Annotated in this window: 21 protein-coding genes; 7 read left to right on the top strand and 14 right to left on the bottom strand. The window is 72.3% G+C overall.

What is annotated here, in order from left to right:
• The first annotated feature begins 187 nt into the window (after positions 1-187).
• The 4 genes from ABZX85_RS02245 to ABZX85_RS02230 are packed head-to-tail and all read left to right on the top strand — an operon-like array spanning position 188 to position 2,980.
• Complete coding sequence (locus ABZX85_RS02245) at positions 188-685, top strand: roadblock/LC7 domain-containing protein (protein WP_355861744.1); 498 nt, start codon at positions 188-190, stop codon at positions 683-685.
• Complete coding sequence (locus ABZX85_RS02240; protein WP_355861742.1) at positions 682-1,095, top strand: DUF742 domain-containing protein; 414 nt, start codon at positions 682-684, stop codon at positions 1,093-1,095. The genes ABZX85_RS02245 and ABZX85_RS02240 overlap by 4 nt, the downstream gene beginning before the upstream one ends.
• On the top strand, positions 1,076-1,717 hold the full coding sequence (locus ABZX85_RS02235) for an ATP/GTP-binding protein (RefSeq protein WP_355861740.1): 642 nt from the start codon (positions 1,076-1,078) through the stop codon (positions 1,715-1,717). The genes ABZX85_RS02240 and ABZX85_RS02235 overlap by 20 nt, the downstream gene beginning before the upstream one ends.
• A 15-nt stretch (positions 1,718-1,732) precedes the next feature.
• Positions 1,733-2,980 carry a styrene monooxygenase/indole monooxygenase family protein gene (locus ABZX85_RS02230; protein WP_355861738.1) on the top strand — a complete coding sequence of 416 codons (1,248 nt, stop codon included), beginning with the start codon at positions 1,733-1,735 and terminating at the stop codon, positions 2,978-2,980.
• On the opposite strand, the gene ABZX85_RS02225 is transcribed toward ABZX85_RS02230, so the two are convergent.
• Positions 2,935-4,071 (bottom strand): alkene reductase, encoded by a 1,137-nt coding sequence (locus ABZX85_RS02225; protein WP_355861736.1) that lies wholly within the window; start codon positions 4,069-4,071, stop codon positions 2,935-2,937. The two genes, ABZX85_RS02230 and ABZX85_RS02225, sit on opposite strands and share 46 nt — an antisense overlap.
• A 61-nt stretch (positions 4,072-4,132) precedes the next feature.
• On the opposite strand from ABZX85_RS02225, the gene ABZX85_RS02220 reads away from it, so the two are divergent.
• Entirely contained in the window at positions 4,133-4,492 is a 360-nt protein-coding gene (locus tag ABZX85_RS02220; protein ID WP_355861734.1) for a MerR family transcriptional regulator, read from the top strand.
• Positions 4,493-4,594: 102 nt separating this feature from the next.
• Here ABZX85_RS02220 and ABZX85_RS02215 read toward each other — a convergent pair whose 3' ends face one another.
• The 5 genes from ABZX85_RS02215 to ABZX85_RS02195 all read right to left on the bottom strand — a co-directional run bounded on the left by ABZX85_RS02215 (position 4,595) and on the right by ABZX85_RS02195 (position 8,272).
• Complete coding sequence (locus tag ABZX85_RS02215; RefSeq protein WP_355861732.1) at positions 4,595-5,617, bottom strand: NlpC/P60 family protein; 1,023 nt, start codon at positions 5,615-5,617, stop codon at positions 4,595-4,597.
• Between the two features lie 150 nt (positions 5,618-5,767).
• A complete protein-coding gene (locus ABZX85_RS02210; RefSeq protein ID WP_355861730.1) occupies positions 5,768-6,202 on the bottom strand; it encodes a VOC family protein in 435 nt (144 codons plus the stop codon).
• Between the two features lie 36 nt (positions 6,203-6,238).
• A complete protein-coding gene (locus ABZX85_RS02205; RefSeq protein WP_355861728.1) occupies positions 6,239-6,598 on the bottom strand; it encodes a hypothetical protein in 360 nt (119 codons plus the stop codon).
• 27 nt (positions 6,599-6,625) lie between these two features.
• Entirely contained in the window at positions 6,626-7,276 is a 651-nt protein-coding gene (locus ABZX85_RS02200; RefSeq protein WP_355861726.1) for a TetR/AcrR family transcriptional regulator, read from the bottom strand.
• A 57-nt stretch (positions 7,277-7,333) separates the two neighbouring features.
• Positions 7,334-8,272, bottom strand: a complete 939-nt coding sequence (locus ABZX85_RS02195; RefSeq protein WP_355861724.1) for a diiron oxygenase — start codon at positions 8,270-8,272, stop codon at positions 7,334-7,336.
• Positions 8,273-8,359: 87 nt separating this feature from the next.
• On the opposite strand from ABZX85_RS02195, the gene ABZX85_RS02190 reads away from it, so the two are divergent.
• Entirely contained in the window at positions 8,360-9,259 is a 900-nt protein-coding gene (locus tag ABZX85_RS02190) for a proline-rich domain-containing protein (protein ID WP_355861722.1), read from the top strand.
• Between the two features lie 43 nt (positions 9,260-9,302).
• On the opposite strand, the gene ABZX85_RS02185 is transcribed toward ABZX85_RS02190, so the two are convergent.
• The 8 genes from ABZX85_RS02185 to ABZX85_RS02150 all read right to left on the bottom strand — a co-directional run bounded on the left by ABZX85_RS02185 (position 9,303) and on the right by ABZX85_RS02150 (position 16,742).
• Positions 9,303-9,800, bottom strand: a complete 498-nt coding sequence (locus ABZX85_RS02185; protein ID WP_355861720.1) for a DUF3291 domain-containing protein — start codon at positions 9,798-9,800, stop codon at positions 9,303-9,305.
• 44 nt (positions 9,801-9,844) lie between these two features.
• The gene (locus ABZX85_RS02180) at positions 9,845-11,302 is read right to left on the bottom strand and encodes a penicillin-binding protein 2 (protein WP_355861718.1); all 1,458 of its coding nucleotides are present in this window, start codon (positions 11,300-11,302) and stop codon (positions 9,845-9,847) included.
• 35 nt (positions 11,303-11,337) lie between these two features.
• On the bottom strand, positions 11,338-12,675 hold the full coding sequence (locus ABZX85_RS02175) for an FtsW/RodA/SpoVE family cell cycle protein (protein ID WP_355861716.1): 1,338 nt from the start codon (positions 12,673-12,675) through the stop codon (positions 11,338-11,340).
• A gap of 41 nt (positions 12,676-12,716) precedes the next feature.
• Entirely contained in the window at positions 12,717-13,115 is a 399-nt protein-coding gene (locus ABZX85_RS02170; protein WP_355861714.1) for an SH3 domain-containing protein, read from the bottom strand.
• 139 nt (positions 13,116-13,254) lie between these two features.
• The gene (locus ABZX85_RS02165) at positions 13,255-14,517 is read right to left on the bottom strand and encodes a HAMP domain-containing sensor histidine kinase (RefSeq protein WP_355861712.1); all 1,263 of its coding nucleotides are present in this window, start codon (positions 14,515-14,517) and stop codon (positions 13,255-13,257) included.
• Positions 14,514-15,404 carry a hypothetical protein gene (locus tag ABZX85_RS02160; protein WP_355861710.1) on the bottom strand — a complete coding sequence of 297 codons (891 nt, stop codon included), beginning with the start codon at positions 15,402-15,404 and terminating at the stop codon, positions 14,514-14,516. Before ABZX85_RS02160 ends, ABZX85_RS02165 begins: the two co-directional genes overlap by 4 nt.
• A 150-nt stretch (positions 15,405-15,554) precedes the next feature.
• Positions 15,555-16,079, bottom strand: a complete 525-nt coding sequence (locus tag ABZX85_RS02155) for a hypothetical protein (RefSeq protein WP_355861708.1) — start codon at positions 16,077-16,079, stop codon at positions 15,555-15,557.
• A 156-nt stretch (positions 16,080-16,235) separates the two neighbouring features.
• Positions 16,236-16,742: a dual specificity protein phosphatase family protein gene (locus ABZX85_RS02150; protein WP_355861706.1), complete on the bottom strand. Its 507-nt coding sequence runs from the start codon at positions 16,740-16,742 to the stop codon at positions 16,236-16,238.
• A gap of 160 nt (positions 16,743-16,902) precedes the next feature.
• On the opposite strand from ABZX85_RS02150, the gene ABZX85_RS02145 reads away from it, so the two are divergent.
• The gene (locus tag ABZX85_RS02145; RefSeq protein ID WP_355861704.1) at positions 16,903-17,706 is read left to right on the top strand and encodes a nuclease-related domain-containing protein; all 804 of its coding nucleotides are present in this window, start codon (positions 16,903-16,905) and stop codon (positions 17,704-17,706) included.
• Position 17,707: the final 1 nt, after the last annotated feature.

Below are 17,707 nucleotides of genomic sequence, written 5' to 3'. Positions count from 1 at the left end.
AAGCGGCTCGGGGGGTTCCGGCGGGGGGCCGTGGCCGGCTACCGGGACGCCGAGTCGGAGCTCGCCGAGGGGACCGGCGAAACGGAACTGCCCGCACGGCAACCCGAGTTGCCCGTGCAGCGAGGGCGGCGCGAGCAGCACGGAACCGCCGGGGAAGACACGGGGGCACAGTCGAGGAGGCAAGCAGTTGACCGCGCCCAGTACCTTCGGCCTGAGCAGTGAAGCCCGTAACCTGCACTGGCTGTTGAACAACCTGGTGGAGGAGGTCCCCGGCATCCAGTCGGTGGCCGTCGTCTCCTCCGACGGCCTGTTGCTCCTCTCCTCCGACCCAGGGCTCAACGCCCAGGCGAAGGAGGTGAGTTCGAGCAAACCCAGCGGCCCCCGAGGCTCCGCCGCCGACCTCGCCACGATCGTCTCCGGCATCGGCAGCCTCACCCTCGGCGCGGCCGGCCTGATGGACTTCGGCGGCGTGAAGAACACGATGGTCGCGATGGACGACGGCAGCCTCTGCGTGATGTCGATCAGCGACGGCTCCCTCCTCGGCGTCCACGGCGCCGCCGACTGCGACATGAGCACCGTCGCCTACCACATGGCCCTCTTCGTCGGCCGCGTCGGACACGTCCTGACCCCCGAACTCCGCACAGAACTACGGAAGTCGCTGGAGGCGGAAGGGAACACCCGGTGACCGCCGACGACAGGAAACAGCTCCCGGTACGCCGCGAGCCCCGCCGCCCCGCCCGCGTCCGCCCCTACTCCCTGACCGGCGGACGCACCCGCTTCGGCCATGTCCTCCTCGTCGAGACCTTCGTCGCCGCCCTCGAAGCGCCGGAGGAACACAAGGAGTTGACGAACCGTCAGGGCGACCTCCGCGGCCTCCCCGAACTCGCGGCCATCATCGAACTCTGCCGCCGCATGCGCACGGTCGCCGAGATCGCCGCCCTCCTGCGCATGCCCCTCGGCGTGGTCCGCGTCCTGCTGAGCGACCTCGCCGACCAGGGAAAGATCCGGGTGTACGGCACCGGTACCGCCCACGGTACGGGCCGCCCCGACCGCGCTCTGCTGGAAAGGGTGCTGAGTGGACTCCGCCGTCTCTGATCGCACAACCCCCGGGACGGCCTGGGGAGTTGATCCGGACGAGAACCCGCAAGTCTGGCAGACGGACCGCACCCGCGCCCCCGTCGCCACGAAGATCGTCGTCGCGGGCGGCTTCGGCGTCGGCAAGACCACGCTGGTCACGGCCGTCTCGGAGATCACCCCCCTCCAGACGGAGGCCCTGATGGCCCAGGCGTCCGCCGCCACGGACGACCTGAGCGCCACTCCGCAGAAGCTCACGACCACCGTCGCGATGGACTTCGGCCGCCTCACGCTCGACGACGACCTCGTGCTGTACCTCTTCGGCACCCCTGGCCAGCAGCGCTTCTGGTTCATGTGGGACGACCTGGTGCGCGGCGCGATCGGTGCCGTCGTCCTCGCCGACACCCGCCGCCTGAAGGACTGCTTCCCGGCCCTGGACTACTTCGAGAGCTGCGGACTGCCGTACGTCGTCGCCGTGAACCACTTCGACGGCACCGAACGCTACGAACCCGACGACGTGCGCGAGGCCCTGACGATCCCTCAGCGGGTCCCCGTCGTCGTCATGGACGCCCGCCGCCGTATCGCGGTCATCGACACCCTGCTCTCCCTGGTGGCGCACGCGCTCGACGAAACCCCCGAATAGGAGCCTGACTTCAGCATGCGGAAGATACTCGTCGTGGGAGCCGGCCAGTCCGGCCTCCAGCTCGCCCTCGGCCTCCAGAAGCACGGCTACGAGGTCACCCTGATGTCCAACCGGACGGCGGACGAGATCCGTTCGGGCCGCGTGATGTCCACGCAGTGCATGTTCCACACGGCCCTTCAGCACGAACGCGACCTCGGGATCAACTTCTGGGAGAGTCAGGCTCCCAGGATCGAGGGCCTCGGCGTCTCCCTCGCTGCCCCCGGCTCCTTCGACCCCGGCCCCTCCCAGCGCGCGATCGACTGGCTCGGCCGCCTCGACGGCCACGCCCAGTCGGTGGACCAGCGCGTCAAGATGGCCGGCTGGATGGAGACGTTCGCCCAGCGCGGCGGCCAACTCGTCATCCACGGCGCGGCGGTGGGCGACCTCGACTACTTCTCCCGTACGTACGACCTCGTCCTGGTCGCCGCCGGCAAGGGCGAACTGGTGTCGATGTTCGCCCGCGACCCCGAACGCTCCCCGTACGACGCCCCGCAGCGCGCCCTCGCCGTCTCCTACGTCCACGGCCTGGGCCCCCGCCCCGAGCACCCCGGGACGGAGGCCGTCCGCTGCAACCTGGTGCCCGGCGTGGGGGAGTTGTTCGTCATGCCGACGCTCACCACGTCCGGCCGCGCGGACATCCTCTTCTGGGAGGGCCTCCCCGGCGGCCCCGTCGACGCCTTCACCGGCGTCAAGGACCCCGCCGAACACCTCGCCCTCACCCTGGAGTTGATGAAGAGGTTCCTGCCCTGGGAGTACGACCGCGCCAAGGGCGCCGAACTCACCGACGCGGGCGCCACGTTGGCCGGCCGCTACGCCCCGACCGTCCGCAACCCCGTCGGCCGGCTCCCGGGCGGCGGGCTGGTCCTCGGGGTCGCCGACGTCGTCGTCGCGAACGACCCGATCACCGGCCAGGGCTCCAACTCCGCCGCGAAATGCGCCGCTTCGTACCTCACCTCCATCCTCGACCACGGCGAGAAGGAGTTCGACGAGGAGTGGATGCGGGCCACCTTCGAGCTGTACTGGGACACCGCCCGGCACGTCACGAAGTGGACCAACGCGATGCTCGCGCCGCCGCCGGAGCACATCGTCGACCTGCTCGGCGCGGCAGGCCAGTTGCAGCCGGCCGCCGACCGGTTCGCCAACGGCTTCGACAACCCCGCCGACTTCGAGAACTTCTTCTACGAGCCGGAACGGACGGCCGCGTACCTGGCGTCGCTGGCCTGAGTGTCCGTCAGATCCATTGTCGGGTAGTCGAGATACCCCTTCTCGCCGCCCGTGTACATCATCAGGGCGTCCCGCACCTCGTTGAGCGGGGCGCCCTCCCGTATCCGGGCGACCAGATCGGGGTTGGCGAGGAAGGCCCGGCCGAGGGCCACCAAGTCGGCTCCGGCGGCGAGGAGTTGCTCAGCCGCCGCCCGGCCCCCGTCGGCGGGGAGCGGTGTGCCGAGCGCCGGGTTCCCGATCAGCGTGCCCGGCCACAGGGCGCGCAGCCGGGGGAGGAAGGGGTGGTCGTGGTTCATCATCGTGAGGTGGAGGTAGCCGAGACCGTCCCCGGCGAGGGCCTCGATCAGCGCCGGGTAGAGGGCGTCGGTGTCGTGCTCCTCGATGCCGTTGACGGTGTTCCCCGGGGAGATCCGCAGGCCCACCCGCTCCGGGCCGATCGCCTCGGCGACCGCCCGGGTGACCTCCACCGTGAACCGGATACGGCCCGCGACCGGGCCGCCGTACGAGTCCGTGCGGTGGTTGGTGTTGGCGGCCAGGAACTGGTGGAGGAGGTGGCCGTTGGCGGAGTGGACCTCGACGCCGGAGAAGCCGGCCTCCCGCGCGTTGCGGGCGGCCCGGGCGAAGTCGGCGACCGTGGAGCGGATGCCGTCGGCCGTCAACTCCCTCGGGGTGAGGGACGGTTGGCGGCCGGTGGGGGTGTGGACGGTGTCCGGGAGGGGGATCGGCGAGGGGGCCACGGGGACGTGTCCGCTGGTGTCCGGGTGGCCGACCCGGCCGCCGTGCTGGAGTTGCAGGATCATCCGGCCGCCCGCCGCGCGGACCGCGTCCGTCACCCTCCGCCAGCCCTCGATCTGGCGGCGGGTGTGGATGCCGGGGATGTTCGGGTACGTCTGCCCGGTCGCGTTCGGCGTCGTCGCCTCCGCGATGATCAGCCCGGCGGAGGCGCGCTGCGCATAGTACGTGGCCATCATCGCGGACGGGGTGCCGTCGGGCTCCGCGCGGTTACGGGTCAGCGGGGCCATGACCAGACGGTGGGGGAGGGGGAGTTTTCCCAGGTGGGACGGGGTGAGGAGAGGTGAGGTCGGCGTCATGCGGGTACCGTAGAACCTGACACCGATGTGAGGTTCAAGTGCGCCGAGGAGGCGGGTGCGGATGCGGATCGGGGAACTGGCCCGGCGCAGCGGGGTGAGCGAGCGTTCGCTGCGCTACTACGAACAGCAGGGCCTGCTCGTCGCCGACCGGACCCCGGGCGGGCACCGGGAGTTCGGCGAGTGGACCGTGGACCGGGTGATCCGCGTACAGGCCCTGTACGCCGCCGGGCTGAACAGTACGACCATCGCCCGCCTGCTCCCCTGCATCCGGGACACGGACGGCGGCCCGAGCGCGGCGGCGGACGGCAAGCTGGTCGAGGAACTCGTCGCGGAGCGGGCGAGGATCGACCGCCTGATCGCCGAACTCGCCCTGACCCGCGAGGTGTTGGACGAGGCGATCGGGGCGGCTTCGGGGGAGTGAGGGGATACGCGCCGCAGGGTTGCGGGGCTGTGGGCGGGTGCGGCGTCGATGCGGCTTGCCGCGCCCGCGCGGCGGTGGCCGCCGATTGACGGCCCCGCGCCCCTAGGCCGGTCGCACGGCCCCCAGCACCGGGTCCGCCGCGATCGGCGTGACCTTCACCCGGCCCCCCGGCCCCGGCGCCTGCACCACCTTCCCCTTCCCCACGTACACCGCCACGTGCGTCGCGTCCGGGCGGTACAGCACGAGGTCCCCCGGGCGCAGCCGACCCAGCGGCACCTTCGGCAGCCGCGCCCACTGCTCCTTCGCCGTGCGCGGGACGGTCCGCCGCCAAGCCCCCGCCGCCAGCCCCGAGTTGTCGTACGACGCCGGCCCGGCCGCCCCCGTCTCGTACGGCTTGCCCACCTGGTCCAGGGCGTAGCGCACCGCCTGTTCGCCCGCCGGGGAGGCGGGGAGGTCGGTGGCGGGGAGGGCGTCGGAGTCGAGGAACTCCCGCTGGCGCCGGTCGACTTGGTCGCGTTCCAGGAGGGCGAGCCGGGCGAGCTGCTCCGGGGTGAGGGAGACGAGGAGCTTCTGGACGTCGTCGAGGCGGCGCCGTACGTCGTCCAGGGCCTTCTTCTTACGGGCGGTGAGGGCGAGTTGGGCGTCGAGCGCGGTACGGGCGCCGCGCGTCAGGGTGTCGCGGCGGTGCTCGTCCTGGGCGAGCCGGGTCGTCACGGAGGCACGGTCGCGGGCGAGCTGTCCGATCACGTGGCCCTCGTCCAGGGCGTGTTGGGGGTCCTTGGCGAGGAGCAGCCGGACGTAGGGGGAGATGTCGGTGTGGGACTGGTACTGCTGGCGGGCGAGCCGTCCGGCGGTGTCCCGGCTGTCGTCGAGCGCGAGCCGGGCCCGCGTCAACTCGGTGTCGAGGCGGGCGACTTCCCCGCGTTTCGCCTTGAGGCGTTCCTCGGTCGCGTTGTACGCCTCGGTGGCCGACTCCGCCTCCCGGTACAGCCGCTGAAGCTCCGTCAGCAGCTCGGCGACGGGCCGTTCGGTGGGCTCGGGGACGCCCACCGCGGCCGACGGCGCCAGTGCCACCTGCGCCGCCAGGGCCGTCGTGCACACCAGCCGCAGCAACCGTCCTGACATGCCATCACCTCCGCCGGGGACGGTGGGTCCGTCCCGCAGGGCGAGCATCAGGGGCGGGGGAGCGGCGCGCGCGCCGGGCGTGGGCGGTCCGGCGCAACGGCGTCACTCGTGCGCGTCACACGGGGTGGGCGTCGGCGTGGCGGCTGGTGTTCAGTCGAGGCAGAACTCGTTGCCCTCGACGTCCCGCATCCCGATGCACGACTCGTTGAACTCGTCGGCGACCAGCACGCGGTCGCACACCGCGCCGAGCGCCGTCAGCCGGTCGCGCTCCGCAGTGAGCGCGGCGAGGCGCTCCTCGCCGACGAGACCGGTGCCGACCCGGACGTCGAGATGGACCCGGTTCTTGACGACCTTGCCCTCGGGGACCCGCTGGAAGTACATCCTGGGGCCCACCCCGGTGGGGTCGGAGCAGGCGAACGAGGCGCCCTGGCGGTCGGCCGGGAGCGTCCGGTCGTAGTCGGTCCAGGAGGCGTGGCCCTCAGGTGGGGGCGGTACGACATACCCCAGTACCTCGCACCAGAAGCGGGCGACGCGCTCGGGGTCCGCGCAGTCGAAGGTCACCTGGAACTGTCTGATCGTTGACACCGGCGCACCCTAGCAAGGGGCCGCGCCGATGATCAGCTAGTTTTCCGGGCCGCCGTCCGCACGGGGCCGCGGCGACGACTCGGGCTGCGACGACGACTCGGGCTGCGACGACGACTCGGGCTGCGAAGGCTGCGGCTTCGACCAGGGCCAGCGCGGTTTCGCCGGGCCGCCCTTGCCGTCGGGGTCGAATTCGTACTTCCAGCCCGTCGGGACGCCGAGCCGCTTGCTGTGGCCGCGCGGGACCCGCCGGTAGACGAGGACCGTCGGCGGGCCGCCCGCGCCGTCGGGGACGGGGATGCGGTACGTCTTCGGGGGATGCCCGGTCGGGCCGAGGAGGACGGGGAGGGTGCGGCCGTCCATGGGGCCGCCCTCGAAGGGGGTCTGCTGGCTCTTCACGGGACCAGTCTCGGGCACGCGCCGGACTCAGGCACGCGCCGCCAGCGCGCTGAGCAGGCCCGCCGTCTGGGGGTCACGGCCCGCGGTGACGGTGAGGATCGCCGCGAACTGCTCGATCAGCCAGTCCCGCAGCTCCTCGGCGGGCGGCTGCTTCCCCTCGTCGAGCCAGATCAGGGAGGACGCCTCGACGGCGGTGATCCACATCCGGACGGTCATCCGCAGCCGGGGGCCCGGGTCGGCGACGTCGAGATGGCTGTAGATGTGCTCGGCGGCGGCCCGGCGCACCCCGTCGACCGTCGCCGTCGTCCGGGACGTCTCGACGACGCTGCCGCCCTGGAGCAGCGCGCTGAACCCGGCGTCGTGCTCGTCGACGAAGCGGAGGTAGCGGTCCAGGGCGCGGCCGAGGCGGGTCAGGAGCGGGCCGTCGCGCGGCTCGTCGAAGCAGTGCCGCAGCTCCTCCGCGGCCGACCGCAGCGCCGCCTCGTACAGTTGCTGCTTCCCGCCCGGGAAGTACCGGTAGACCAGCGGCCGGGAGACCCCCGCCGCCTCCGCGACGTCGTCGAGCGAGACGTCCTCGGGGGCGCGGTGCGCGAAGAGACCGAGCGCGGAGTCGAGGAGCTGACTGCGCCGCTCCTCGACACTGAGACGGCGGTACGCGGGGACGGCGGGGGGCGGCATGACGTGCAGCGTAACCGCTCGGACGGGGCGGTGGCCCTCCGGTACTACGGGTATCCCTCAGGCCAGCAGCCCCGACGACTTCCACAGCCGGCGGCCCACACCCCGTAGTACCCCGATGTCGTCGAGGAACTCGGTCAGCCGACCGGCGCCCTTCTGCATGACCTCCCGCCGGTGCCCGCTCGCCTGGACCTGCGCCACCGCCTCCCGCCGGTCGAGACCGACGTTCGTGTACACCTCGGGGTTGACGAAGGCGACGGAGAACACCCGCGCGAACTCCCCGGACGTCACGCGTGTGAACTCCTGCGACCAGCGCGGCGCGGTGAGCATCTGGCGGCGCAGCTCCTCGCGGGCGTACCGCACATGCCGGGCCTCCTCGACGACGTGGATGCGCGTCACCCCGCGGACCAGCGGCTGGACGCGCTCGTCCGGGAACGTGAGGCGCTGCATCCAGTCGAGGACCTCCTCACCGAGGAGCGTCGCCGTGAACGAGCCCGGCGTCGTCGAGATCGTCTTGAAGACCCGCCCCAGGTTGTGGTGCGCGCGGCTCACCGGGTACCAGGGGGTGTCCCCCCGGGTGACGAGGCGGGCGAACATCTTGGAGTGCCGGCACTCGTCCTCGATCTCGGTGAGCGCGTACCGCACGTGCGCGCTCGTCGCCGCCTTGTCGTAGATGTGCCGGACCAGCAGCTGCATGAGGATCAGCTCGAACCAGATGCCGAGCGAGGCGAGGGCGGCGGCCTCGTGCCGGGAGAGCAGGATGCGCTGCTCCTCGCTCATCCGCCGCCACATCGGGGTGTCGTACAGGGACAGCAGCTCCGGCGGCCAGAACCACTTGCCGTCCTCGAAGGGCGCGTCCCAGTCCAGCTCCTTGTCCGGGTCGAACGAGTGCTTCGCGGAGGAGGCCAGGAGCCGTTCGGCCACCTGCTCGCGGTCCTTGAGCAGGCCGAGCGCGTCCCGCAGACCGTCAACGGCGTCGGTATCGGTCAGGGTCGTCATGGCACTTATGAGACTGCCTGTCAGCAAGGCCGTCAATCCCCTGGGCGGAACTTCGTCGTCGTCCCCCGTCTGGAGTACGGTTCCGGGGTGTCCACGCCTCCGTCGCCCCAGGGTCCCTATGGGCCGCCGAACCCCTACGGGCAGCAGCCCGCCGCTCCGGGACCCTACGGGCAGCCGCCCGCCTACGGAGGCGCCCCCTACGGGCAGCCGCAGCAGACCCCCTACGGGGCGCAGGCGCCCTACGGCCCGCCCCCGCAGGGCCAGCCTCCATACGGCCAACCCCCTTACGGGCAGCCCCCTTACGGGCAGCCCCCTTACGGCCAGCCCTGGGGTGCCCCTCTCCCGCCGCCCCCGCCCAAGCGGCGCCTCGGGCTCGTCCTCGGGATCGTCGGCTCCGTCCTCGTCCTGCTCGTCGTCGCCGTCGTCTCGCTGGCCGTCATCGGCGGCTCCGACAAGGGGTTCCCCGAGGCCAGGTACAAGCTGACGCTGCCGAAGACGCTGCTCGACGGGAAGTACCGGTTCGCCCAGGACATGTCCGGCACCCTCGGCAAGCAGATCGAGGCCGAGAGCGGCGCCTGGAACGCGCGTGACCTCAAGGCGACGGTCGGCCGGTACGACGTGGGCGGCGGCCAGACCAAGGGCAGCCTGATCATCTCCGGGATGTACGGGCGCTTCAAGGACACCGCCGCCTCGCGCGAGGGCATGATGAAGGGTGCGGGCGAGGCCGAGAGCGCGTCCGTCGCGGTAGCCCCCAAGGACTACGACCTGCCCGGCGCCGACACCACGATCACCTGCGAGGTCGTCGTCCAGGAGCAGCTCGGCAACAAGCTGACCTACCCCATCTGCGCCTGGGCCGACGGCAACACGGGCGCGTCCGTCGCCGAGGTATCGGCGCAGACGGTCACCCAGAAGGCGGAGGACGTCGACATGGAGGCGGCGGCGCGGACGACGCTGAAGGTGCGGGAGGAGATGCGGCAGCCGATCTGAGCGCCGCCCCTCCGACCCCGTACCTCTCTCAGGGCGCCGCCCCTCACACCCCGCACCCCAACCCCTCCGGCACCTCCCCCGCCACCGCCTCATGCACCCCTGGCGCGAACGACGTCCGCAGCGTGAACGCGTACGGCGTCGGCCCGTTGGTCCGCAGATGCAGCAGCCGCGACTCCGCCTCCGCGACGGTCGGCCGGTGCCCCGCCGGCACCCACCACAGCGCGGTCATCGCCTCCGCGACCTTCTCGAACCACTCGCGCCGCCGCTGGAGCAACTCCCGGTGCCGCCCTTGGTACATGAACGCGGTCAGCGCGTCCGTGTCCCGCCAGACCGACATGTTGATGATGAGCCAGCGGTCCCCGAAGACCTCGATACCGGTGGCGTCCCCGGCGTCGGACTGGAGCCTCCAGACGAACCCCCGCGCACCGTCCGCGTCCGCGTTGACCGGGTCCAGCGCGTCCACGAAGTCCTTCAACTCCGGTGAGTCCAGGGGGAATTTGAGGCGGGCGAGGTTCACCTGGGCGAGTTCGTAGGAGGTCATGACCGAACGTTAGGTCGGGAGCCCGGCCCCGGCCAGCCCCCGTCTCACGGAGTGAGCACGGCCTCCATCACGGCCCGCGCGATCGGCGCCGCGACGCCCCCGCCGGTGATGTCGCCCCGGTCGGCCGACCCGTCCTCGACGACCACCGCGACCGCCACCCGGGGCTCGACGTCCCGTTCCCCCTGCGCCCAGGACACGAACCAGGCGTACGGCGTACCGGAGTTGCCCACGCCGTGCTGTGCGGTCCCGGTCTTCCCGCCGACGACGGCCCCCGGGATCGCCGCGTTGGTCCCGGTCCCCTCGCGGACGACGTCCTGCATGAGTTCCCGCATTCTCAAGGCGGTTGACGGATGCATCGCCTGCCGCACCGGACGCGACCCGGCCGTCGACACCGTCGCCCCGCCCTTGCGCGTCGTCCGCTCGACGAGGTACGGCGTCCGCACCTGCCCCCCGTTCGCGACCGCCGCCGCGACCGTTGCCATCTGGAGCGGCGTCGCCCGCGTGTTGTACTGCCCGATGGACGACAGCGCCAACTGCGCCTGGTCCACGGTCCGGTCGAACGTGCTCGGCGCCACCGCGAACGGAATCCGCACCCCCGGGTCGTTGAACCCGAACGCCTCCGCCGTCGCCACCATGTCCCGCACCCCCACCCTCACCCCGAGTTTCGCGAACACCGTGTTGCAGGACCACTCGAAGGCGGCCCGCAGCGGCGCGTCCTCGCACCCCGACCCCTCGTTCGTGAGACTCGTCGTCGTCCCCGGCAGCGTGTAGGGCGCGGGCGAATCCGTGGGCGCGTCAAGGTCGTTGATCACCCCGGCGTCCAACGCGGCAGCCGCGGTCACCACTTTGAAGGTCGACCCCGGCGGATACGTCTGCCGTACCGCCCTGTTGAGCATCGGCTGGTCGGGATCGGCGTTCAGCCGCGCCCACGCCCGCCGCACCCCGGCCCCGTTCCCGGAGAGCGCCGCCGGGTCGTACGACGGGGTCGACACGAGCGCCAACACCCGCCCCGTGGACGGCTCGACGGCCGCGACCGCGCCCTTCCGGTTGCCCAGGCCCTCGTAAGCGGCGCGCTGCGCACGGCGGTTCAGGGTCGTCACGACCTGGCCGCCGGGCGGGCGGGCCCGCGTCACGTCGTTGAGGATCGGGAACGCCGACAGCGACGGTTCGGTGCCGGAGAGCACGGGGTCCTCGCTGTGCTCCAGGAGCGTCGTGCCGTACTGCTGCGAGGAGAACCCCGTCACCGGCGCGTACAACGGGCCGTCCCGGTACGTCCGTTCGTAGCGGAGCTGCTCCCCGCTGTCCCGGGAGCCGGTGACGGGGGCGCCGCCGACGAGGATGTCGCCGCGCGGGCCGGCGTAACGGGCGATGACGGCACGGCGGTTGGCGGGGTTGTCGTCGTACGACGGGGACTGCACGACCTGTACGCGGGCCGCGTTGACCAGCAGGGCCAGCAGGAGGAGGCAGGAGAAGACGGCGGCGTGCCGGATGTACCGGGTCATGCGCTGGTCGCTCTTCACCGACGGCTGGTTCCCCTTCACCGTTCCCCTTTTCTCGCCACGTGGCTCAGCCGGATCAGCAGCGCGACGATCGCCCAGTTGGTCACCACCGAGGAGCCGCCCTGCGCGAGGAACGGCATCGCCATGCCCGTCAGCGGGATCAGCCCGGTCACGCCGCCCGCGATCACGAACACCTGGAGCGCGACGATCGCCGACAGGCCGACCGCCAGCAGCCGCCCGAACGGGTCGCGCAGCGCGAGGCCCGCGCGGTAACCGCGCTCCACCAGCAGGCCGTAGAGGATGAAGAGCGCCGACAGGCCCGCGAGGCCCAGCTCCTCGCCGGCCGTCGCGAGGATGAAGTCGGACTTGGCGGCGAAGCCGATCAGGACGGAGTGGCCGAGGCCGAGGCCGGTGCCGAGGACGCCGCCCGCCGAGAACGCGAAGAGGGACTGGGCGAGTTGGTTCGGTCCGAGGCCCGCGTCGATCGACGCGAACGGGTGCAGCCAGTCCTCGACCCGGCTGTGGACGTGCGGTTCGAGCGCGCTGACGGCGACCGCGCCGAACGCCGCGAGCAGCAGGCCGACGGCGATCCAGCCGGTGCGCCCGGTGGCGACGTACAGCATCACGACGAACAGGCCGAAGAACAACAGCGAGGTGCCCAGGTCGCGTTCGAGGATCAGGACGCCGACGCTGATCAGCCAGATCGCGACAATGGGCCCCAGGACACGGCCCGTCGGGAGCTGCATGAACCAGATCCGGCGGCCCGCGTAGGCGAGCGCCGTGCGGTTGTCCGCGAGGTAGGCCGCGAAGAACACCGCGAGCAGCACCTTCGCGAACTCCCCCGGCTGGATGGAGAATCCGGCGATCCTGATCCAGATCCGGGCGCCGTTGACGGCCGGGAACAGCACCGGCAGCGTCAGCAGCACGAGGGCGGCGGCGACACTGACGTACGCGTACCGCTTCAGGACGCGGTGGTCGCGCAGGGCCAGGACCACGAACGCGAAGAGGGTCACTCCCAAGGCGGACCAGACGAGTTGGGTGGGCGCCGCGCGGTCGCCCGGGGTCTCCAGGTCCAGCCGGTAGATCAGGACGAGGCCGATGCCGTTGAGCAGGACGCCGATCGGCAGCAGCAGCGGGTCCGCGTACGGCGCCCGCAGCCGGACCGCGAGGTGCGCGCAGAGCGCGAGCACCCCGAGCCCGGCGCCGTAACCGGCGGCGCCGGGCGGGACGGAACCGCTCTTCGCGAGCCCCACGGCGCAGTAGCCCGAGACACAGAGCAGGACGGCGACGACGAGCAGGGCGAGTTCGATGCCACGGCGCCGGGGAAGCCGTACGGCCGCGTCGGCCGCGGCGATTCCGATACCGGCGCTCGTCATGTCCGGAACCTACCCAAATAGTGCTCCTTGTGAGCCCGGTGCTAGCACCAGCGCGGCGCCGGACCGATGTTGTCGATGTACCGGGCGGCGCCCCAGGCCCAGGTGCCGTCGGTGAGCAGGTACCAGAGGGGGTTGCCCTGGACCGGCTGCCCGGAGGTCTTGCAGTAGATCGAGACGACCTCACCCTGGGGAGCCACCCGGATGACCTGGCTGCCCCGGTTCGGCGCGCTGCGCAGCACGAGACCGCCGTTCGCCGTCACGACGCCCTTGTAGAGGCGGGGGTTGTCGTGGTGGTGGTGACCACCTTGTCCTTGGCCCCAGTTGTCCCGGGAGTCGCCGCCGTCCCAGTCGTCGTTCGCGGCGGCCGGTACGACGGCGGCGGCGAGCGCGAGGGCGGCGGTGGCGCCGGCTATGCCGAGGCGGGCGAGGGTGGAGCGCATGGCGGTTCCTCCGGGGGAGAGGGGTGCGGAACTGACTAACCGCCACGCTAGGGGTGAAAAGGTGAGGTATGCCCCTTAAGTTGCGCCACTAGGGGATGCCCTCAAGGGGAGGTGCCGGAGCTCTCAGGTACCGGAGCTCTCAGGTACTAGGGGACGACCCCGAGGGCAGCGTCAGGGTCGCGACCGCCCCGCCCTCCAGCGCGTTGCCGAACGCCAGCCGCGCGCCCAGCGCCTCCGCCTGGCCCACCGCGATCGTCAGCCCCAGCCCGTGCCCGCGCGCCCCGCCCTCCGTACGGAACCGCTGCGGCCCGTGCAGCACCAGGTACTCCGGGTACCCCCCGCCGTGGTCCCGGACCGACACCACCGGACCGTCCACCGTCACCACCACCGGCTCCGACCCGTGCCGGTGCGCGTTCGACACCAGGTTCCCGAGCACCCGCTCCAGCCGCCGTCGGTCCGTCTCCACGACGCGGTCCTCCTTGACGACGACGTCCGCCGCCGCGCCCGACGCCGCCACGACCCGGTGCGCCAGTGCGCCCAGCTCCACGGCGCCGATGTCCAGTTGCTCCTTGCCGGTGTCCAGCCGGGAGATCTCCAGCAGGTCCTCCGTGAGCGTCCTGAGGGCGGCTACCCGGTCGCGGACCAGCTCCGTCGGGCGGCCCGGGGGCAGCAGTTCCGCCGCCGCGTGCAGGCCCGTGAGGGGGGTGCGCAGCTCGTGCGCGACGTCCGCCGTGAAGCGCTGCTCGCTCAGCAGCTTGCCCTGGAGCGACGCCGCCATCCGGTCCAGTGCCGACGCCACCGCGGCGACCTCGTCCTGCCGGGACTCCTTCGCGAGGGGGTCGTCCACCCGGGCGTCCAGATCGCCCGCGCTGATCCGGCGGGCGACCTGCGCGGTCGCCTGGAGCCGGCGGGTCACCCGGGCCACGGCCACCGCGCCGACCAGCAGCGTCACGCCGATCGCGAGGCCCGACGACCACAGGATCGCGTTGTCCAGCGCCTCGATCGTGCGGGCCTGCTGGCCGTACTCGACGGCGACGGCCAGCGCCTTGCCGCCGGCCGCGGGGCCCGCCGCCCACATCAGGGGGCGGCCCCGGTAGTCGGCGACCATCGTGCCGCGCTCGCCCGCCGCCGCCAGCGCCTTCAGCTCCCGGGGGAGTCCGGCCGGGTCCACCCCCGCGTTCGGCGACAGCGCGTCGCCCGCCTCGTACGCGTCCGTCGCCTCCGCCAGCCTCGACAGGGCCACGTCCCTCGACTGGCCGACCGTCTGGTTCGTCACCTGGACGTGCACGAGGACGCCGAGCATCGTCGCCAGCGCGCAGCACATCACCGTGATGAACGCGGCGGCCTTGAAGGCGAGGGTGCGGGTCCAGCGGGGGTTGCGGATGAGACGCGGAGGGCTCATGCGGGGCCTGTGGGGGAGTGGGGGGTGAGGCCGGGGTCGTACGGGGTGTAGGGGGTGACCTCGGGGTCGTACCGGGCGGGCGTCGGGGGAGCGGCGGCGGCCTCCTCGTCGTACGCCTCGGGTACTACGTACGACGTGCCCGTCGCGGGGGAGGCCGTCGCGGAGGGGAAGGGCTTCGGGGTGGTGGACGGGGCGCTGCGGCGCTTTCCGCTGGGCTCGCGGCGGCCGTCCGTGCGGAGCATCTCGTCGTGGGTGAGGAGCATCGCCTTCTGCTCCGGGTCCCAGGTCCACTGGAGCCGGTACTCGTAGTCCGCGAGGTCCGAGGGCGAGCGGATGATCACCGACCGCCCGGCCAGCTCCACCGCGCTGACCGCGTCCTCCCAGGCCATGACCTGCACGAGCCGGTGCGATTCGACGGTGTAGACGCGGACGGCGGTGAGGTCGCCGGGGCGCAGCCGGAACCCGAGCGTGAGGTCGGGCCTGCCGTCGCCGGTCAGGTCCCGGTAGTACGGCTGGAGTACGGGGCACTCGCCCTTCCCGGCCGTCCCGCACTTGTCCATCAGGCGGTTGGTGTCCCGGTACGGCGCCTTCGTGCCCGCGTAGTCGCTCGGGTCGGAGGCGATCTCCGCGCGGACCACCGCGACCGGGTCCACCCGGCGGATGTCGTCCCCCGGGACGGTGATGCCCTGCATCACCTGCGTCTCCGCCTCGTCCAGATCCCACGCCGGGCTCGACGCCGGCGTGATCTGCGGCCACAGCCGCTCCGGACTGTTCGCCGTCGAGGTCGGCCCCGCCCCCCTCAGCCCGCCCGCGTCACCGCACCCCACCCCCGCCGCCGCCAACAGCAGGACGACGAGCGCGAGACGAAGACGCCGGGTGGGACTCAAGGGACTCCTGCATGCCGCACGGAACACTGATCCCGCTCACCTTATTCGTGCGGAAGTCCTTTTTGCGTACCGGACTGGACCAAGGGATGGGCAAGAGGGGGGTACGGGCTGCGGAGACGGCCTCGCAGCGGGCAGCACCCGCAACCCCCCTCAGTCCACCAACCCCCACCACCGGGCCAGCGCCCTGAGCCGCTCCAACTCCCGTTCCGCGGGCCGGAGATGTACGAGGTCGAGCGCTGTCTCGGCCCGGATGGCGAGGTAGAGGGCGTCCTGCCGGACGGCCTCGTCGAGACCGGGCGCATCCCGGAAGCGCCGTTCCAGGAAGCTCACCGAGGAGCGTACGGAGTCGATCCGATCCCGCAACTGACGCGAAAGCATCTCCGGGAGCACGTCCTTGGCGTAGTCCCGTGCCTGTGCGTCCGCCTCGCGCGGCCGGGGTCGCGTGGGTGCCCAGCGCAGACCGCCCTCCCGGGCCTCCTCGTACATCCGGTCCACCAGCTCGCGCGCCCAGGTGAGATCCTGCTCGGCGGCGTTCTCGCGAGCCGACTCCAGCAGGGACCTCAGGCGGTCCAGGACCAGCGGGTCCTCCCCGGTGCGGGCGGCCAGATACCCGCCCCACACGTCGAACGCCTTCCTCAACTCCGCATCCCGCAAAGCCTTGTACGCCCTTGTCACGCCACCGCCGCCAGGTCGATCGAATGTTCGACGCCAGGGTAGGAGGGGCCGGGGGTGACCCGCCCGGCATTTTTCCGCCCACCGCGAGGCGCTCCTCGCCCTGCCCACCGCGAAGCGCTCCTCGCCGCCCCCGAGGCGAAACGATTACTCACCCCTTCACTCGGCCAGCTCCTCCAGTAACCGGGCCGTCGGCAGCCCCGCCCGCAGGTACTCGACGAACAGCTCGTTGTGCAGCGCCCACGGCGAGCGCCGCCCGCGGATCAGCCGGATCGCCTCCTCCGCCCCGTACCCCCGAAGTCCCAGCGCGTGGGCGACGACCAGCCCGGACCGGTTGTAGCCGTGGAAGCAGCGGACCAGCACCCGCCGTCCCTCGTCGAGCGCCTCGCTCGCCGCGCGGGCGAGCCGGATGACCCCCGCGAGCTGGGTCCCGTCGAGCGGCCCGTCGGGAATGTCCCAGATGTGATGCTCGACGCCGGAGTCGGGCCCGTACCCCGGTAATCGCAGCAGCGTCTGCACCAGGTCGAACTGATCGCGTACGACGGCCCGTTCCACATGTCCGGAACGGCCCCGGAACTCGTGACCGCCCATCCACAGACCGGGCACGATCTCGTTCCACGGGCTGTCGGGGGCCGGTACATCGGGCTGTTTCCTGCGGGTCCGCAACAACGCCTCCCGAACGCGCGCTCACCGGAATCTGCCTCGGAGGTATTACGGGACGTGTGCAAGGGATCTGCCAGTGGCCTGCCCAACTCGCGCCAAAGGTAACCGCCTTCTTGCCCCTGGCGTACCGCTCCTGTTCCCATGGTCCGTGGGGTGATGGTGCATGACGGGACTGCGCGTCGTACCGACCTGGCGCCACGGCCAGGAACGGCTCTACGTCTGCCTGACCGACGGACGGAACATCGCCTGGTACGACCGTGAGGCGGCCAGGGTCAACCTGCTGAGCGACGACAGCAGAGCCGACGTCATGACGGCGCTCGCCCCCTTCCTCACCGGCCCGGTCACGGTCGGCCCGCCCCCCGTCCCCACCCCCGCCGAACTGGCGCTCCTCGCCCTCCACCCGGACGACGACCTCGCCCCCAACCGCCCCGGCGAGGCCCTCCTCGTCGCCCTCGACCGCACCCCGCCCACCGGCTCACGCCTTCGCCCGGACCCCCGGCGCCGCGCCCTGACCGCCGAGCAGACGGTCGGCGACGCGCTGGACGCACTCGACGGCGCCGGCTGGCACACCCTCCACTCCGTCCCGCTGCCCGGCGGCGACCGCCTCCACCACCTCGCGATCGGCCCCGCCGGCCTCTACGCCGTCCACACGCTGTACGCCCGCAAGCTGCGCGTCCTCGTCGCCGACCCGATGGTCACGCTGGGCCGCCGCGAGGGCCGCCCGCTCCTGCACCGGCTCCGCGCGGAAGCGGCGCGGGCGTCGTACGCGCTGACCGCCGAGGTACGGCCCGTCCTCGCGGTCGTCGGCGCGAGCGAGGTACGGGTGACGGCTCCCCTGCGAGAGGTACGGGTACTACGGGACGACGCGCTGCCGGAGCTGGGACGGCAGGGCGGGGTGCTGAAACCGGCGGACGTGGAGGCGCTGCACGCGATGGCCCGGGACCGGGGGACCTGGGGGAGGGTATGAC

It is taken from the genome of Streptomyces sp. NPDC004539 (assembly GCF_040610055.1).
Classification (GTDB): Bacteria; Actinomycetota; Actinomycetes; order Streptomycetales; family Streptomycetaceae; genus Streptomyces.
This window is presented reverse-complemented; position numbering and strand designations above follow the sequence as displayed.

Coding starts and splice junctions, on each gene's coding strand:
- ABZX85_RS02230 (WP_355861738.1), top strand. CDS start 1,733: ATGCGGAAGATACTCGTCGTGGGAGCCGGCCAGTCCGGCCTCCAGCTC.
- ABZX85_RS02225 (WP_355861736.1), bottom strand. CDS start 4,071: ATGACGCCGACCTCACCTCTCCTCACCCCGTCCCACCTGGGAAAACTC.
- ABZX85_RS02220 (WP_355861734.1), top strand. CDS start 4,133: ATGCGGATCGGGGAACTGGCCCGGCGCAGCGGGGTGAGCGAGCGTTCG.
- ABZX85_RS02215 (WP_355861732.1), bottom strand. CDS start 5,617: ATGTCAGGACGGTTGCTGCGGCTGGTGTGCACGACGGCCCTGGCGGCG.
- ABZX85_RS02200 (WP_355861726.1), bottom strand. CDS start 7,276: ATGCCGCCCCCCGCCGTCCCCGCGTACCGCCGTCTCAGTGTCGAGGAG.
- ABZX85_RS02195 (WP_355861724.1), bottom strand. CDS start 8,272: ATGACGACCCTGACCGATACCGACGCCGTTGACGGTCTGCGGGACGCG.
- ABZX85_RS02185 (WP_355861720.1), bottom strand. CDS start 9,800: ATGACCTCCTACGAACTCGCCCAGGTGAACCTCGCCCGCCTCAAATTC.
- ABZX85_RS02180 (WP_355861718.1), bottom strand. CDS start 11,302: ATGACCCGGTACATCCGGCACGCCGCCGTCTTCTCCTGCCTCCTCCTG.
- ABZX85_RS02175 (WP_355861716.1), bottom strand. CDS start 12,675: ATGACGAGCGCCGGTATCGGAATCGCCGCGGCCGACGCGGCCGTACGG.
- ABZX85_RS02170 (WP_355861714.1), bottom strand. CDS start 13,115: ATGCGCTCCACCCTCGCCCGCCTCGGCATAGCCGGCGCCACCGCCGCC.
- ABZX85_RS02165 (WP_355861712.1), bottom strand. CDS start 14,517: ATGAGCCCTCCGCGTCTCATCCGCAACCCCCGCTGGACCCGCACCCTC.
- ABZX85_RS02145 (WP_355861704.1), top strand. CDS start 16,903: ATGACGGGACTGCGCGTCGTACCGACCTGGCGCCACGGCCAGGAACGG.